This window comes from Mucilaginibacter antarcticus, assembly GCF_042686155.1.
Lineage (GTDB): Bacteria > Bacteroidota > Bacteroidia > Sphingobacteriales > Sphingobacteriaceae > Mucilaginibacter > Mucilaginibacter antarcticus.
In genome coordinates, this window is record NZ_JBHUON010000003.1 from 41,796 (window position 1) to 58,071 (window position 16,276).

Here is a 16,276-nt window from a genome sequence, read left to right on the forward strand (position 1 = left end):
CAATTATTAATTAAATTGCCTGCATGAAAACAAGACTAATTATAACCTCACTGCTATTAGTAGCCGCAACGGCGGGCGCACAAAACAAAGATTGGCCGGGCATAGGCCGATATGAGAAAGCTAATACCAACACGCCGCCACCTACCAAAGGCAAGGTACGCGTGGTTTACATGGGCGACTCGATCACCGATGCCTGGATCAATAACGATTCGACTTTTTTTAAAAGCAATAATTACGTTGACCGTGGCATAAGCGGCCAAACCACCGGGCAAATGCTGATCCGTTTTCGCCCGGATGTAATCAACCTTAAACCTGATGTAGTGGTAATTTTGGCCGGCATTAATGATATTGCAGAAAACAACGGCCCATCAAAACTGGAAGATGTAATGGGCAACATTATATCCATGGCCGAATTGGCACGCGCTAATAAAATCAAAGTGGTGCTATCTGCAATACTACCTGCGGCGGCTTTTCCATGGAAACTAACTATTGATCCCAAAGAAAAAGTAAAAGCACTTAACGAGATGATTAAAAGTTATGCCGGTAAAAACAACTTTGTATACTTAGACTATTTTACCCCAATGGCCGACGAAAACAGGGGCCTGCCTAAATCACTATCAGGCGATGGTATACACCCTAATCTTACCGGTTATAAAATCATGGAGCCATTAGCCCAAACGGCTATAGCGGCGGCCTTGAAAGCGAAGCAGTAACCGTGTGACAAATTTTAAAGTTATGCCCCAGCAGGGCTACCGCTTTGTAGCCATTAGTAATACAAAATAAAATGCGCCGGAGGTGCTACCCTTATCTACAGTTGGGTTGCACCTCTGGCGCCTTTTTTATAGGTAATGATATCTTCTACAAAGAGGTAGCCCCTGCCGGGCATATTAGCTTTTATTACAACGCTCTGAAAAAGTTCGGATAATCTGTAATAATTCCATCCACACCCAACGCTTTAACCGCTTTCATGTCGGCAACGGTATTTACTGTCCACGGTGTTATCAGGATGCCCTTATCGTGGCATTTTTTCACCATATCGGCAGTTACCAATTTATAGGTTGGGTTGTAAAACGTTGGGTTAAAGCCAAGCTTGGCAATATCGCCCTCAAAGGTTGTTGTTTTGTCTGACGTTAAATAGCCCAGGGCGACATTAGGGTGCGTACGGTGCAATACCTGTAACGGGCGCATATCAAACGACTGCATAATTAAACGGCTGCCCAACTTTTTGGTATCCAGTTCGGCCATTACTATCTTCATAAATTCCTCCGGCGCGGGTTGATCAATACCGTCTGTTTTTTCTGCCGATTTAACCTCGATTAGGAAGTAAGCCGGAGCCATTTTATTAGCTTTTGTATAGGCATCTACCGCGTCCACCAACTCGCCCATTAAAGGCGCATAGGTTTTCGTGCGTTTTTGTTTAGGATAGGCCGGGTATGGTTTAGTGCCGATATCAAATGATCTTAACACATCGTAGTTGTTCTGATAAAAAGTATACTTTTTACGGTCGCCCACCGGGATTGGACCGCCGTCCGGCATCAGCGTATAATCAGGATTAAATGATTCATCATGATAAACAATTACTTTACCGTCTTTGGTAATATGCACATCTATCTCTACCGTATTAGCGCCTTCGGCCAAACCAACTTCCATAGCCGGTATTGTGTTCTCGGGCATTAGCCCGCGGGTACCACGATGCCCGATTTTAAAAAATGATGGATATGTCTTTTTTTCAGCAGCCATTTTTGTGGTCTTACAGGCAAATAATGCGCATGCGCCAATTACTGCAATCACCAGCGCCTTTGTTTGATTTTTCATGTATAAATGTAGGTCTATATATTTTTTAAGCTTTTAAAAACAAGTACAAACCCGCCGCCAGGCCCGAGCCTATTATTGGCCCTACAACCGGTACCCAGGCATATGCCCACCCAGTGCTGCCCTTTTCTGGGATGGGTAAAATGGCATGCACTATCCGCGGACCCAAATCTCTTGCGGGATTAATGGCGTAACCAGTTGTGCCGCCCAGCGACAGGCCAATGGCCCACACCAGCAAAGTTACAGGCAAAGCACCTAGCGAACCTAAGCCGATCGGTGTTTTGTCTACCCCCAACTCGCCTTTGGTAAAGTAAAATATCACAAACAGCAGCACAAAAGTGCCTATTACTTCGCTGATGATATTTGATACCGGATTTTTTATAGCCGGGGATGTGCAGAACACAGCTGCTTTCAATCCGGGATCTTTTGTAGTGTTAAAATGGTCTTTATACATCAGGTAAACCAACACCGCACCCAGCATTGCGCCGGCAAACTGAGCAGCTATAAACATTGGTACTTTAACCCAGGCAAATTGCCCGGCAATTGCTAACGCGATAGTTACCGCCGGGTTTAAGTGAGCGCCGCTGTAAGGGCCTGCTATAACTACCCCGGCAAAAACGCCAAGCGCCCAACCGGTAGTTATAACCATCCAGCCCGAATTATGGCCTTTGGTGCCTGTTAAAACAACATTTGCTACTACCCCGTTACCCAGCAAAATAACGAACATAGTGCCGATCAATTCGGCCGTAAATTCTGACATATCTTTTAATTTAAGGTTATCTTAATATTATTTATAACTCGGTCCATACTTTTAAAGCAGCTACCGCTTTGTTCCAGCCTTTTACCATTTCGTCGCTATTAAGGTCGGCATCAGGTTCAAAACTGCGGTTTATCTGCCATTGCTGCTGTATCTCGTCAATATCGCTCCAAAAACCGATAGCCAGTCCGGCCAGGTAGGCCGCGCCTATGGCAGTAACCTCAGTTACCTGGGGGCGTACCACATCGGTCTTTAAAATATCGGCCTGAAACTGCATGAGCAAATTATTAGCTGTAGCGCCACCATCAACCCTAAGCTGTTGGATCTGCGCGCCCGAGTCGGCCTCCATGGCTTTTAAAACTTCTAAGGTTTGGTAAGCGATACCCTCTAAAGCCGCCCTTGCAATGTGCGATTTATTGGTACCGCGCGTTATACCGAATATAGTACCACGGGCATACTGGTTCCAATGCGGGGCGCCAAGGCCTGCGAATGCAGGCACTAAATAAACGCCGCCACTGTCGGGCACTTTAGCCGCCAAAGCTTCTACTTCGGCAGATGTGGCTATGATCTTCAGTTCATCGCGCAGCCATTGTACAACGGCGCCGGCAATAAATATGCTACCCTCTAGCGCATACTGCACTTTGTCGCCAATCTTCCAGGCGATGGTGGTAATCAGGTTATTTTTTGATATGATTGGCTTGTCGCCGATGTTCATCAGCATAAAACAGCCTGTGCCGTAGGTGTTTTTTACCATACCCACCTTGGTACACATTTGGCCAAACAGGGCGGCCTGCTGGTCGCCTGCAATCCCTGCGATCGGAATTTTGGCAGCCAATACATTACCGGCTGTTTCGCCGTAAACTTCGCTGCTTGATTTTACTTGTGGCAGCATGCTTGCCGGTATGCCAAACATTTCCAACAACTCGCTATCCCATTCCAGCGTGTTGATATTATATAGCATAGTGCGCGACGCGTTGCTTACATCGGTAACGTGTACCTTGCCTGCAGTCATATTCCAAATCAGCCAACTATCAATGGTGCCAAAAGCCAGCTCACCGGCTGCAGCTTTCTCTATAGCACCGGGCACGTTGGCTAGTATCCACTGTATTTTAGTAGCTGAAAAGTAAGCATCCAAAATAAGCCCCGTTTTTTGCTGAATAATTTTATCAGCGCCCGTTGCTCTTAACTCGTCGCAGTTTTCGGCGGTGCGGCGGTCTTGCCATACTATGGCGTGATAGATCGGGTCGCCGGTTTTACGATCCCAAACCACTGTTGTTTCGCGCTGGTTGGTGATACCTATGGCGGCTATGTCTGTCGATTTCAGGTTAGCTTTTATCACCGCCTCGGCAGCTACAGCAGCCTGGGTAGACCATATTTCGCGGGCATCATGCTCCACCCACCCCGGTTGGGGATAAATTTGAGTAAACTCTTTTTGTGCCATGGCAACTATGCCCCCCGCCTTGTTAAAAACAATAGCGCGCGAACTGGTAGTCCCCTGGTCTAACGACAAGATGTACTTCTCCATTTAATTATATTTTGGTTTGGTTATTGGTTGGTTTATTTACAAATATATTTTTTCTTCGCACTTATCGCCTATTAAATATTGGTTTGCTAACGCGATAAAAAAATCAGTTTGGTCTTCCCTCCATTTGATATCATACCCAAGTTCGTCGGCCATCAACTCGGCAACCTTTGGGGCCAGCTTCATAGCCGCCCGGGCGTCTAAAAACAGTATGCGCAGCCGTCTTGCCAGCACATCCTCTACCGTTCTGGCCATTTCGTTTTTAACGGCCCAAACAACTTCAGCACGCAGATAAGGCAAAGCTTCGTCGAGTTTCTCGTCCAATTCCGGCCTATCTATAATCATTGCCCTTATCAGCGCTGCATCAGCTCCAAAAACAGATAGGTGGTCATCAACAGGCTGATTGACACACCCGTGTATCTGTAAGTTCCGTGTAACACAAGGACGAGGCGCTAAGCCTACTGTCGTGATAACTTTATCGATCACATCTTCGGCCATTTTGCGATAGGTTGTCCACTTGCCGCCAGTAATAGTGATCAAGCCGGACTGGTTGACGATTAATTTATGGCTGCGCGATATTTCTTTGGTTGCCCCGGTGTCCTTATCAGGCGCGGCTAAAGGGCGCAGACCTGCGAAGACCGATAAAACGTCGTTACGGCGGGGCGCTTTTATAAGATACTGACCGGCGGTTTCTAAAATGAACCTTATTTCTTTGTCTAAAGCAACAGGCTCTAAACTATGGCTATCCAAAGGGGTATCTGTTGTTCCAACTAAAACGTGTTCATGCCATGGCACGGCGAATAGCACCCTGCCGTCAGCAGTCTTGGGAATCATCAACGCTTTATCGCCTGCAAGAAAAGATTTGTCGAGCACCAAATGTACACCCTGACTTGAGCGCACCAATGGTTTGCTTGAAGCGGTATCCATTTGTAAAATCTCGTCAACAAAAACGCCGGTAGCGTTAACCACCGCTTTACCCTTTAGGTGATACGCTTTACCACTTTCGATATCTGTTGTTATTACGCCATTAATTTTGCCGTTATCAGTTTTGATCAAACCTGTTACTTTAAAGTAATTAAGTAGCGAGGCGCCTTGTTCTGCGGCGGTTTGGGCCAGGTTTATAGCCAGGCGGGCATCGTCAAACTGACCGTCCCAATATTCTATACCTCCGCGCAATCCTTTTATTTCTATTTCCGGGATATAGCCAATTACTTTATCACGGCTCAATAATTTAGATCTGCCGAAACTAAACTTTCCGGCCAGCCAGTCATATAGTTTTAGTCCGATGAAATATTGCAGCTTTGTAAACAAGCTATAACATGGTATAATAAACGACTGACGTTTAACTAAATGCGGTGCGTTTTGCAAAAGCAAACCACGTTCATGCAGGGCTTCATAAACCAACCCTATATTGCCTTGAGCCAGATAACGGACGCCGCCATGTACCAATTTGGTACTGCGGCTTGAGGTCCCTTTTGCAAAGTCAGCTTGTTCTAATAATAATGTTTTGTATCCGCGCGACGCAGCATCTACAGCGGTACCTAAACCTGTAGCGCCGCCGCCAACGATAATAAGATCCCATAGATCAGTGTTATTTAACGCTGCAGAAAACTCGCCCCTGTCAAATGCCAATTTCTTACTATTCATTTCGTTTATGCCTATAAATACCTCGAATTGTTGCAAAACGAAATATTAAACAATAATATGAAATATTTGAAATATAAAATGATTGTTAGGAAAATGCCCGATTTGTGTTAATTTGCGTTTACAAACACAGCTAAATGAGTAACCCTACAGAACGTCACCAGTATATTTTAAACCAAATACAGCAAAAGGGCAATGTTAACGTGCTCGATCTTTGCAGTGAGCTGGAGGTTTCATCTGTAACTATCCGAAAAGATTTGAAACTTTTGGAGGACAAAAATTTCCTCTTCCGCACGCATGGGGGCGCAACACAAAGTAACCCCTACGCGACAGACAGGCCGGTAAATGAGAAAGAAAAACTGCAATCTGCAGAAAAATTAAAGATCGGCGCAGCCGCAGCCAAACTGATACAACCGGACGATTCGATACTCATCGCGTCAGGCACCACAGTGCTGTCATTGGCGCGGAGCATTCAGCCTATTGGCAATTTAATAGTTATTACCTCTGCACTCAATGTGGCCCTTGAGCTGATCAATCATCAAAATATAGAAGTATTGCAGTTGGGCGGTATATTGCGTAAAAGTTCATCATCGGTTATTGGCCCGTACGCCGAGCGCATATTAGCCGACTTTTTTTGCAGCAAGTTTTTCCTGGGTATTGACGGTATAGACCTTGAGTTCGGCCTAACTACTACCAGCGCCATGGAGGCACACCTAAACCGCCAGATGATGGCAGTATCGCAGAAAACAATTGTAATTGCCGATTCCACCAAATTTGGCAAACGTGGCTTTGGCAAGATCTGCGGGATGGACGAGATCGACGAGATCATTACTGATAATGGCCTTGCCCCCCACTTGGTTGAACAGCTGGAAGCCATGGGTGTAAAGGTTACCCTGGTGTAAATAATAACACATATCTATACAATAATTATAAAACGCTCTACTTATAAAAAGCTATGCCGCGCAGCAATTCGGTAATCAAGATTTTCCTAACGATATTTATATTATTCGCTATTGTAGCTGAGGGCCCATGCCAGGACCTTAGCCAACAAAATGAGATTTTTTGGCATACTAATACTGACAAAAGTATCACCTGGAATTTAACTACTGAAAACAGGCTGCCACATGACGATATATATGGAGATGTCGGGATCATTGGTATCAGGGATAATCAGGTACAAAGTAGGCAGAAACAAACAAGTGCAAATTAGCCGGGATATTATCTTTCCGCAGTTACGCAAATACACCAAATCAAACGAATCAATGTACCGGGCGTATCTTCGTAATGAATATGCCGATGAAGTTTTGCCTACAATTACTGTTTCACAAAAGAAATTTGAGCCCGGCATTTTAGATTCTATAAGGATAAACGGAAAAATCAGTTTTTATTTTAAGGAAAGAAATGGCATCAGATTAGTGCGATCATTTTTTCCGGCTATGGATAGCCGCTGTTTTGTAGAAAAGTGGAGTTTGATCAATACCGGAAAAACTGCCCAAACATTGACCATTGGCGCTACAGCCTTTAACCAGCAGGAAGAAGGCTGGCTTGGGACTTATTACCGCAACATTTTCAGCGATGCCGCAAGCAACGTAACAATAATGCCCGGCGAAAAATACGATTTCGGTGTTTATTTCACCGCGCAATTGAACAATGAGGCAGCGCCGGCAACACAACTACCGGCTTTAGAGCACAACCGAAATTTATTTTTAGATAGCCTTGCAAACAACCTTGTTGTTAACTCGCCCAATAAAGTAATTAATACTTTGTTTTATTTTTCTAAAATAAGAGCAGCTGAAAGTATTTTTAAATCAAGATTAGGGTTGGTATATTCCCCGGGGGGTGGTAGTTATTATGTAGGGATCTGGGCCAATGATCAGGCAGAATATAGCGGGCCTTTCTTCGCTTACCTGGGTTATCAAAAAGGCATGCAGGCTGCAATGAACGCTTATCGCATCTTTCAGAACAATATCCCTAAAAATGGCGGTAAAATATGGGCATCGTTTGAGCTGGATGTGATGTTTACTTTTGGAGCACATGATCGTGGAGACGCAGCAATGATCGCTTTTGGCGCCACTCATTTTTTACTGACCTCGGGAGATCGTAAGAAATCCGAAGAGCTATGGCCACTCGTTGACTGGTGTCTTGAATACTGCCGCAAACGCGTTACTCCCGATGGTGTGGTAGCTTCTGAAAGCGACGAGTTAGAGGGCCGTTTCCCCACAGGGGCTGCTAATCTTTCTACATCATCATTATATTATGGCGCGCTTGTACAGGCCGCCCGGTTAGCCAAAGCAATGGGTAAACCCGGTACGCTGGTAGCTGATTATAACAAGCGTGCAAAAAACCTATCGGCTGCTATCGAGAAATACTTCGGCGCCAATATGGATGGGCTAAGCACTTATAAGTACTATAAAGAAAATACTACCCTACGAAGCTGGATCTGCCTGCCTTTAGCCGTTGGCCTTAACCAACGAAAAGAAGGAACATTGGATGCGCTGTTTAACAAACTATGGTCGCCCAATGGCGTACTTACAGAACTAAAGAATGATGCTGATGCTCCTAAAGTGTTTTGGGACAGGGGCACCCTATATGCTTTCAGAGGAGCATTTAAAGCGGGCGCCGCGGATAAGGCCTTAGAGCGGCTAATATCTTACTCGACCACCAGATTAACCGGTTTCCGGGTGCCTTATGTAGTTGAGGCCTGGCCAGAAAACGGAATGGCACACTTATCGGCAGAAAGTGCTTTGTATTGCCGCATATTTACTGAGGGATTGCTTGGTTTTGAACCTACAAGTTTTAACTCATTTAACTTGCGCCCTAATTTACCCACCAGTTGGGGCTATTTCGACATAACGCATATTAAAGCGTTTAACCGCACTTTTGATATTCACATTACACGGGTAAAAGACACGCTTCAAGTCACAGTTGCTCAGGACGGTAAAGTTACACTTCAGCGGCTAATAAAAAACGATACACAGTTGGCGGTAGTTCTAAAATAGTTAATGGCAGAACGCGTTTCCTCCGCTCCGCCACTAGTTTACAGTTTATAACAAGACTACCTGCCCCGTTTTGACAGACTCGTCGCAGGCAAAAGCGATGCGTAAGCTGTTTATTGCGTCTTCGGTTGGGTGGGTAAGATCTAAATCCTCGTGGATAGCTTTCAGGAAGAACAGTTGCTCCCTGTCGCACAGGCCCTGATGATCCGGCTCGTCGGTTAGATCAATAAACTCATCCGGTTTGGCAAACTCATCATTTTCGTCCAAATCAGCGTGGTGTACTTTGATGGACTCTGTTTTAGTATGCGCGTCTATATTGTCCGAATTTCCAACTGCTGCCGCTGTTTTAGCTACAATGGAAACTGCGCCTTTAGGGCCAAATACATCTTTTATAAAGAAAGCGTTATCGCTAACCATTGGGCCCCAGCCAGCCTCGTACCAGCCTATCGAGCCGTCTTCGAACCTAATTTGTAATTGACCGTAGTTGTAGTTCCAATCGGGTATATCATCTGTTAGACGTGCTCCAATTGCACTTACCTGTACCGGTTTACTGCGAGTCATCTGGCACATTACGTCAATGTAGTGCACGGCGCAATCTACAATCGGGCTTAGGCTTTTCATCAGGTTGCGGTGCACCGTCCATTTTGAGCCATGGCTTTGCTGATTTAGGTTCATGCGCATTACCAGTGGTTTGCCCATGCCTTGGGAGAGCTCGATGAACCTAACCCAGGAAGGATGATATCGTAAAATATACCCAACTACCAATTTTTTACCTGATTGTTTGGCTGCTTCTGCAACACGCTTGGCACCCTCCACAGTATCAGCCAGTGGTTTTTCTATAAACACATGGCAGCCTGCTTCAAACGCCTTTATGGCAAATTCTTCGTGCGTATCCGGATAGGTTGATATGCAAACAGCGTCCGGCTTTGTAGCATTCAATGCTTCGTAAAAGTCGCTGTATAGCGGGTAACCGCCGCCCAACTTTTGGTTAAGCACTACTTTACTGTTGCCGGTTGATACGATACCGCAAATCTCAAATCCATCCAAATTATGGTACGCCGTAGCGTGCGAAGCGCCCATGTTACCACATCCAACAACCAGTACTTTTATATTTTTTGTAAACATATATTATTTCTTATAATAATTCGCTGCCATTGTGAGCCTGTCGAACCATGCGTGCGATGGCCTCTCCAACCATCCTTCGACGAGCTCGGGATGATATCCATGGGCTCTTGCAACCCTAATTAATTATTTCTTACTCAAATCCTTTATCCTGATGTTTCTGAACTCCACGTCAGAACCATGGCCTAAAAAGGCTATGTGGCCACTGTCGCGTTGCAGGCCCGGGTGTTCCTTTTTATCAAGCGTACCGTTTTTGCGGGCATCTGTTATGTCGGCATCCAATATGGTTGTACCGTTCAGTATCACTTTTATTTTTGGGCCGTTAACAATCACTTCTTCATAGTTCCACTCGCCCGTTAGTTTTAGGTAACCACGTTTTGCAGCCGCGGTACCGTATATTGAACCATGATACTGATAAACATGCAGGTCTTTATGCATTGGATGCTCATTATCCAAAATCTGCAGTTCCATGCCGGTATAAGCAGCGTCGCCGGTTAACGGTGCGCGTATACCCAGGCCATTGTTAGCACCAGGGGTAAGCTTAAATTCAAATCTGAATACAAAATCGCTGAACTCTTCTTTAGTATACAGGTTACCCCCAGAACCTTTTCCCGGTTTAGGATTAATAGCCAGGTTTGCCGCACTATCAATAATGTAATCAACTGTATTTCCGGTCCAGCTAAACATATTTGTACCGTCAAATAACACCTTGTAGCCTTCTTTCTTTTCGTCTTTACTTAACTCAAATGGTTTCTCGGCAGGTAACTCTTTAATATAAATATCCCGGTAAGCCACCGGCGAACCATGGGCCTGCAATTCGATCTGCTCTTCGGGGAAGATAGGTTGTTTTCTGTCCCAATAGTTTTCAAGCATTACGTTATCGGTAACCAACTGTCCGTTTAGCCAAACAGTCACGCGGTCGCCTTTCATTAATATCCTGAACGTATTCCACTCATCCAGCTTGTTATCAGCAACCAATAGTGGCTTACTTGGGTTAGTCTGATTATTATATAAACCACCCGATCCAACCTGAGCGCCTACATTTGTACGGGCCAAATCCCAGATCTGTACCTGCGGGGATCCCCTTAAATAAATACCGGCGTCGCCCTGGCCCTTTTTATCGTCGATGATCTTCCAGTCAACCAGCATTTCAATATCGCGGTATTTCTTTATAGTAGCAAGATTATCGCCGTGGCTTTGAAAAACCAATTCGCCGTTAACTACCTTCCAGCTTTCTTTTGCGGCTGCGTCGGCTTTAGCCTGTGCCTCCCCCAATGTTTTAGCGTCCATTTTGCCACGTTTTAACGGGTCTGCTACCAAGCCTTTCCAACCCGTTAAATCCGTACCGTTAAACACTTTTACAAAGCCTTCGCCGGCTTTCATGGCAGCGATATATTTGGTAACAGCCGCTTTTTGTACAGCAGCTTTTGAGCCGGCAACATATTGGCTGGCTTTGCTCAGCAGCCCTTTAACTATTTCGCCGTCATAAGTACCGGCTATCGCGATATTGATCACTGTATTGGCAGCAGTTGCCTGTAGGTCTGCATCGTCTAAATACCGGCCTGCAAACAAGATTGAATTGTAGCATTTGGCCTGTTCAATATCCCGCAATATCTGTTTCTTCTGATCTACCGCTTGCGCGGCAGACATTGCCTCGCGCAGCTTCAATAAACGTTGTTCAGCAGTTTGTGTAGTGTTTTGTTTCACCGACCCCAGGTAAGCGCTTATCGTGGTACTTTGCAGATCAGCATCTTTAGTTTCTTTAGCTATTTTGATCAGCGCTGATGACGCGCCGCCATTAGGCCAAACTACCAGGGCATTTACCGCAGCTGCCTTGGTTTGGTCGTTACCGGCGGCATAACCATCGGTTACCGCTTTCAAAGCTTTCGGTCCGCCAATGGCACTGAGCATTTTATAATACAATGGTTTCTTAGCCTCGGGTGCCGCCGCCATTTGTTGCAGCACCATGTCCACTTTTTGATTTGCATCGCCAGAAATATTTAATACCGAAACAAGCGCATCCTGCACTGCCGATTCTTCCTCGGTAGCTTCATTTAACAAGGTAAACAAAGCAGGCGTATTGTCTGGAGCCGATACATGGCTTAAAGCTGTGTAAGCAGCATGGCGCGTGCGTGGGTTTTTACTTTTTAGCTGTGTATAAACTGTATTGTATTGCATAACAGCAGCACGAGAGTCTAAAATGTCTAATAAAGCAACCTGTACATTTTCTTTTGCCGTTGGGATGGCAGCAGCTATTTTTGTGGCTACACCGGCCCCTTTCATACGGGATATTGATGTGGTGATGAGCTCCATTTCGTCAGAATTAGCGGTTGCCATCAGTTTAATTAAATCGCCTAGTACCTGCTCCTGCCCTATGTTTACTGCTGCATTTATGGCATAAGTTTTAAGATTAAGATCTTTGCTTTTGGCCAGATTTAAAATAGCCGGCAAAGCCGCTTTGGTTTGGGTACTTTGCCCCAGCATGTATAGTATATCTGTCTTGGTACTGTCGTTAACGGTAGCCATCTTTTTTACCCAAAGCGCTGTTGTGGCCGGGGTTAAATAAGGCAGCGCATAACGTAAAGCAGCATCACGATACTGTTTATTGGCATCGCCTGCAGCGGTCAATAATACTTGCTGGCGGGCCACACTTGTTGCCACTAATAACTGCAACGCATTGGTACGCACATTCACTAAATCAGCTGACTTTGCTTTCGCGATAAGGTTATTGGCGATCTTTTGCACTAAAACCTTATTTCCATTTTTTAGTAACTGTTCGGCATAGATAAGATAAGCGCCGGTGGCATTCGTTTTTTCATATTTAAATCCTGCTTTTGCGGCAGCGGCCGCAAGTACGGGCTCTGATGATGGATCAGCAATTTGAGCCAGCGCATACATGGCTGTTTTGGCCAACGCGGCATCGCCATTGTTAGCCAACGCATTTATTGGCTTGGCGGCGTCTTTCAGCCTTACATCGCCTAAAGCTTCTATGATAAATAGTCTGGCTGTTCCGCTGGCTTTAGTCAACGCGGCTAGTAAAGCCGCGTTTGATGCCGCTGTATTTATTTTCGACAAAGCCCGGGCAGCCGGGTCGGCCAACTCGTTGTCTGTTAAATATGGCTGCAAAGCACTTACGGCATCGTTATTACCTACCAAATCAAACTGACTAATGATGAACGACTTATTTTGCTTGTCGGTCAGTTTTTGTAAAGCTTTGCTGTAAGCACTAACACTCATTTTGCGCAATTGCTCATTACCGGGTTGGGTAACATATGAGGTAAAGCCCCCTACAGCGTACTCAATTGACGCATTATTGCCTTTTCCCGGGGCGGATAAGCCACTGATAAGACTTACGTAGCCATCTTCGCCAAGGGCGGCTACCGCGCTCATGTTTTTCTTGAAAGACGCTGCATCTTTTGCAGGCATTTGTGCCAGCAGGCTGATTATTTTTGTATTGTCTTGCCCGTTAGCTACATGCTGTAACAGTATGGCCGCAGACAATATCAGGTATATTTTTTTCATTATTTCTGCTAATTATATACTAAAGGGTGCACGCATAGTAGGGTTAATGAGCCTGTTAGCGGCTTCATCATCAATAAACTCCAGTTTTACCGGTTCAAATTTTAATGAGCGGCCCAAACGGAGCGCAATCAATCCCATATTAACAAGCGTGCATGAACGGAAACCATTCTCCTCATTCAACGCAAATTTTTTGCGGGTTAAAACAGATTCTGTAAAAGTTGTGATTTGCGGCGCAGGCTCAGGGAATGCTGCCAGTTTACGCTCCATATCCGGAATGTCTGACTTAAAGCCCGGGTATAGTTTCCCTTTAGGCCCTTCAATGTAGGGCACGTTGTCTTTACCTTCTCCATCCAAAACAATTTGGCAACCATCAGCATAAGTATAAGTGATGCGGCGCCAGGTACCTACGGCGTCGGTATGTTGTTGCGGGGCATCAACCTCCACCGATACAGGGCTGGTATCGTCTTTACCTAAAAAGTATTGTACGGGGTCCATATAATGCTGGCCCATATCGCTTAGTCCGCCACCATCATAATCCCAATAACCACGAAAAGTTTGGTGAACGCGGTGCGCATTGTATGGTTTGTAAGGCGCAGGGCCGAGCCACATATCGTAATCTAATTCGGCCGGAACGACCTGCGGTTCAAGGTTCTCTTTACCTACCCAGTAAAACTTCCAGTCGAAACCGGTACCCTTACCTACCGTAACCTTAAGCGGCCAACCCAGCATACCACTGTCTACCAGCTTTTTTATTGGCTTAGACGGCACACCCATTCCATAAAACACTTCTTTAAACCTAAACCAGGTATTTAACCGAAACATACGCCCGTGCTGCTGCACAGCTTCTACCACGCGTTTACCTTCGCCAAGGGTGTGGGTCATTGGTTTTTCGCACCAGATATCTTTACCGGCTTTAGCAGCATCTACAGCTATAATACCATGCCAGTGCGGCGGGGTGGCTATGTGTACAATGTCAACTTCGGGCAGCTGTATTAGTTCGCGGTAGTCGCCAAAGGTTTTAACCCCATTACCCACCATTCCTGCGGCTTGCTCCAGGTGCTTTTTATCTACATCGCAAATGGCAACTACCGGTGTATTCTCGTAAACCAGGTGCCCGCGGCCCATGCCGCCTACACCTATCACACCTTTGGTTAATTTATCGCTTGGGGCTAAGTAACCTTTTCCCAGCACAAATCTGGGTACAATGGTAAAGGCAGCAATACCAATGGCCGACTTTTTAATAAAATCTCTACGCGGATTGTGAGGTTCCTGCTGTTTTGAGTCCATACGTTGATTAAATTGGCTTTGTTTTTAATTATGCAGCAACATTTATGGGTAGATTGGCGCTACATAAATCAACTGTAAATAAGCAAAATTGATCCACAAAAACAACTAAGTGTAATATTTACATCCTCACAAACCCTATTTAGATCGATATGATTAAAAACTTGGCACATGTTGCTAAAAATTGATAGATTCGGCCTTTTTTATATCGTATTATGTTGACAGTTGAGAAGATAGGCGGCACCTCAATGAGTGCCCTTCATGAAGTTATTGATAATATCGTTCTGTTTGAGCGCGAAGGCGACGCTTTGTATAATCGCGTGCTGGTGGTATCAGCATTCTCGGGCGTAACTAATTGGTTATTAGAAAACAAGAAAACTAAAGCTCCGGGTGTTTATCACCATATATTGTCAAACGAAGATTTCCACCAGCCCTTAGAGGAGGTGCTAACCCAACTAAAACAGCTTAATAAAACATATGAGCCGCTAGGGCTTGATCTGGCTACAGCCGATGCCTTTATTACGGACCACGTTGCTAAAGCACGTACCTATTTAGAAAGTGCTGTTGTTATGCTGGCATCGGGCTATTTGAATGAGGGTGTGCTTTTAGCCGCCCGCGAAATATTGGCGTCGATTGGTGAAACCCATTCTGCTTATGTTTTGGCCAATATTTTGGTTAGTAAAGGTGTAAATGCTAAACTGATAGATCTGAGCGGTTTAGACGACCAACGCGCTTTGACCATCAACGAGCGCATTAAAGACGCCTTTGCTCCTATCGACTTAAAGACCTGCATCTGTATCACCACGGGCTACACGAAAGGCACCGAGGGCATTATGCGCGAGTTTGATCGTGGATATTCTGAAGTAACCTTTAGCAAGATAGCCGAGATTTTAAAACCAGAGGAAGCGGTAATACATAAAGAATACCACCTGTCTACCGCCGACCCGGGTTTGGTAGGTGTCGAAAACGTAAAGCCCGTAGGGTATACAAACTATGATATCGCCGACCAATTGGCTGATGTGGGTATGGAAGCAATCCATCCTAAAGCATCAAAACCATTAGAGATAAGCGGCATTAACCTGCGTATTAAAAACACTTTTGAACCGGCGCATCCTGGTACGTTAATCACCCAGGACTATGTGTCAAAAGTTAAACGCGTTGAAGTTATAACCGGCACCGATAAGTTGTTGCTTGTAGATATTTACGACCCATTGATGGTTGGCAATGTTGGTAGCGATTTACAAATTATGCAGTTGTTTTATAATCACGGTGTTAGCTATACATTTAAAACTACCAGCGCAAATAGTATTACTATTGTTATCTGGGCAAATGATTTTAAACAACAGTTGATTGACGATTTGCAAAAATCATTTGAAAAGATAACTTTTGAGCCGGTGGCAATGGTTTGCCTTTTAGGCAGCAATATGGATCAGCCCGGCCTTTTAGCTAAAGCTACTACTGCGTTGGCTAAAAGCGATATAAATATCATTAGCGCAGGTGTGGCCCGCCGTAAAACCAACATACAGTTTGTTATAGCGCGCGAGGAATTTAAGAATGCTATCGTCGCTTTAAACCAAGCGGTAGGATAACGACAGCAATAGCCTTATAATTAAGCCT

The 16,276-nt window shown here is 45.1% G+C and carries 11 protein-coding genes; 4 read left to right on the forward strand and 7 right to left on the reverse strand.

Features of this window, described 5'->3' with window-relative positions; all coding sequences use genetic code 11:
- Nucleotides 1-23 precede the first annotated feature (23 nt).
- A complete protein-coding gene (locus tag ACFSYC_RS03840) occupies nucleotides 24-713 on the forward strand; it encodes an SGNH/GDSL hydrolase family protein (RefSeq protein ID WP_377123711.1) in 690 nt (229 codons plus the stop codon).
- Between the two features lie 184 nt (nucleotides 714-897).
- Here ACFSYC_RS03840 and ACFSYC_RS03845 read toward each other — a convergent pair whose 3' ends face one another.
- Genes ACFSYC_RS03845 through ACFSYC_RS03860 form a run of 4 tightly spaced genes read right to left on the reverse strand, consistent with a single transcriptional unit; the run spans nucleotide 898 to nucleotide 5,738 of the window.
- Nucleotides 898-1,815 (reverse strand): glycerophosphodiester phosphodiesterase family protein, encoded by a 918-nt coding sequence (locus tag ACFSYC_RS03845; RefSeq protein ID WP_377123713.1) that lies wholly within the window; start codon nucleotides 1,813-1,815, stop codon nucleotides 898-900.
- Nucleotides 1,816-1,840: 25 nt separating this feature from the next.
- Nucleotides 1,841-2,572 (reverse strand): MIP/aquaporin family protein, encoded by a 732-nt coding sequence (locus ACFSYC_RS03850; protein ID WP_377123715.1) that lies wholly within the window; start codon nucleotides 2,570-2,572, stop codon nucleotides 1,841-1,843.
- A gap of 31 nt (nucleotides 2,573-2,603) precedes the next feature.
- A complete protein-coding gene (glpK, locus tag ACFSYC_RS03855; RefSeq protein WP_377123717.1) occupies nucleotides 2,604-4,094 on the reverse strand; it encodes a glycerol kinase GlpK in 1,491 nt (496 codons plus the stop codon).
- Between the two features lie 36 nt (nucleotides 4,095-4,130).
- Nucleotides 4,131-5,738, reverse strand: coding sequence for a glycerol-3-phosphate dehydrogenase/oxidase (locus ACFSYC_RS03860; protein WP_377123719.1), 1,608 nt, complete (start codon nucleotides 5,736-5,738; stop codon nucleotides 4,131-4,133).
- A gap of 134 nt (nucleotides 5,739-5,872) precedes the next feature.
- On the opposite strand from ACFSYC_RS03860, the gene ACFSYC_RS03865 reads away from it, so the two are divergent.
- Together ACFSYC_RS03865 and ACFSYC_RS03870 are read left to right on the forward strand one after the other, a co-directional pair.
- Nucleotides 5,873-6,637: a DeoR/GlpR family DNA-binding transcription regulator gene (locus ACFSYC_RS03865; RefSeq protein WP_377123721.1), complete on the forward strand. Its 765-nt coding sequence runs from the start codon at nucleotides 5,873-5,875 to the stop codon at nucleotides 6,635-6,637.
- 222 nt (nucleotides 6,638-6,859) lie between these two features.
- Nucleotides 6,860-8,734, forward strand: a complete 1,875-nt coding sequence (locus ACFSYC_RS03870) for a six-hairpin glycosidase-like protein (protein ID WP_377123723.1) — start codon at nucleotides 6,860-6,862, stop codon at nucleotides 8,732-8,734.
- Between the two features lie 45 nt (nucleotides 8,735-8,779).
- Here ACFSYC_RS03870 and ACFSYC_RS03875 read toward each other — a convergent pair whose 3' ends face one another.
- The 3 genes from ACFSYC_RS03875 to ACFSYC_RS03885 form a co-directional block, all read right to left on the reverse strand.
- Nucleotides 8,780-9,856 carry a Gfo/Idh/MocA family protein gene (locus ACFSYC_RS03875; RefSeq protein ID WP_377123725.1) on the reverse strand — a complete coding sequence of 359 codons (1,077 nt, stop codon included), beginning with the start codon at nucleotides 9,854-9,856 and terminating at the stop codon, nucleotides 8,780-8,782.
- A gap of 123 nt (nucleotides 9,857-9,979) precedes the next feature.
- On the reverse strand, nucleotides 9,980-13,375 hold the full coding sequence (locus ACFSYC_RS03880) for a DUF1080 domain-containing protein (RefSeq protein ID WP_377123727.1): 3,396 nt from the start codon (nucleotides 13,373-13,375) through the stop codon (nucleotides 9,980-9,982).
- A 12-nt stretch (nucleotides 13,376-13,387) separates the two neighbouring features.
- Entirely contained in the window at nucleotides 13,388-14,662 is a 1,275-nt protein-coding gene (locus ACFSYC_RS03885; protein WP_377123729.1) for a Gfo/Idh/MocA family oxidoreductase, read from the reverse strand.
- Nucleotides 14,663-14,874: 212 nt separating this feature from the next.
- Here ACFSYC_RS03885 and ACFSYC_RS03890 point away from each other — a divergent pair, with 212 nt between their 5' ends.
- Nucleotides 14,875-16,248, forward strand: coding sequence for an aspartate kinase (locus ACFSYC_RS03890; RefSeq protein WP_377123731.1), 1,374 nt, complete (start codon nucleotides 14,875-14,877; stop codon nucleotides 16,246-16,248).
- Nucleotides 16,249-16,276 lie beyond the last annotated feature (28 nt).

Excerpts from the sequence above, each read along its gene's own strand:
- ACFSYC_RS03850 (WP_377123715.1), bottom strand. The coding sequence starts at position 2,572 with ATGTCAGAATTTACGGCCGAATTGATCGGCACTATGTTCGTTATTTTG.
- ACFSYC_RS03885 (WP_377123729.1), bottom strand. The coding sequence starts at position 14,662 with ATGGACTCAAAACAGCAGGAACCTCACAATCCGCGTAGAGATTTTATT.
- ACFSYC_RS03840 (WP_377123711.1), top strand. The coding sequence starts at position 24 with ATGAAAACAAGACTAATTATAACCTCACTGCTATTAGTAGCCGCAACG.
- ACFSYC_RS03865 (WP_377123721.1), top strand. The coding sequence starts at position 5,873 with ATGAGTAACCCTACAGAACGTCACCAGTATATTTTAAACCAAATACAG.
- ACFSYC_RS03890 (WP_377123731.1), top strand. The coding sequence starts at position 14,875 with ATGTTGACAGTTGAGAAGATAGGCGGCACCTCAATGAGTGCCCTTCAT.
- ACFSYC_RS03870 (WP_377123723.1), top strand. The coding sequence starts at position 6,860 with ATGACGATATATATGGAGATGTCGGGATCATTGGTATCAGGGATAATC.
- ACFSYC_RS03875 (WP_377123725.1), bottom strand. The coding sequence starts at position 9,856 with ATGTTTACAAAAAATATAAAAGTACTGGTTGTTGGATGTGGTAACATG.
- ACFSYC_RS03845 (WP_377123713.1), bottom strand. The coding sequence starts at position 1,815 with ATGAAAAATCAAACAAAGGCGCTGGTGATTGCAGTAATTGGCGCATGC.
- glpK (WP_377123717.1), bottom strand. The coding sequence starts at position 4,094 with ATGGAGAAGTACATCTTGTCGTTAGACCAGGGGACTACCAGTTCGCGC.
- ACFSYC_RS03880 (WP_377123727.1), bottom strand. The coding sequence starts at position 13,375 with ATGAAAAAAATATACCTGATATTGTCTGCGGCCATACTGTTACAGCAT.
- ACFSYC_RS03860 (WP_377123719.1), bottom strand. The coding sequence starts at position 5,738 with ATGAATAGTAAGAAATTGGCATTTGACAGGGGCGAGTTTTCTGCAGCG.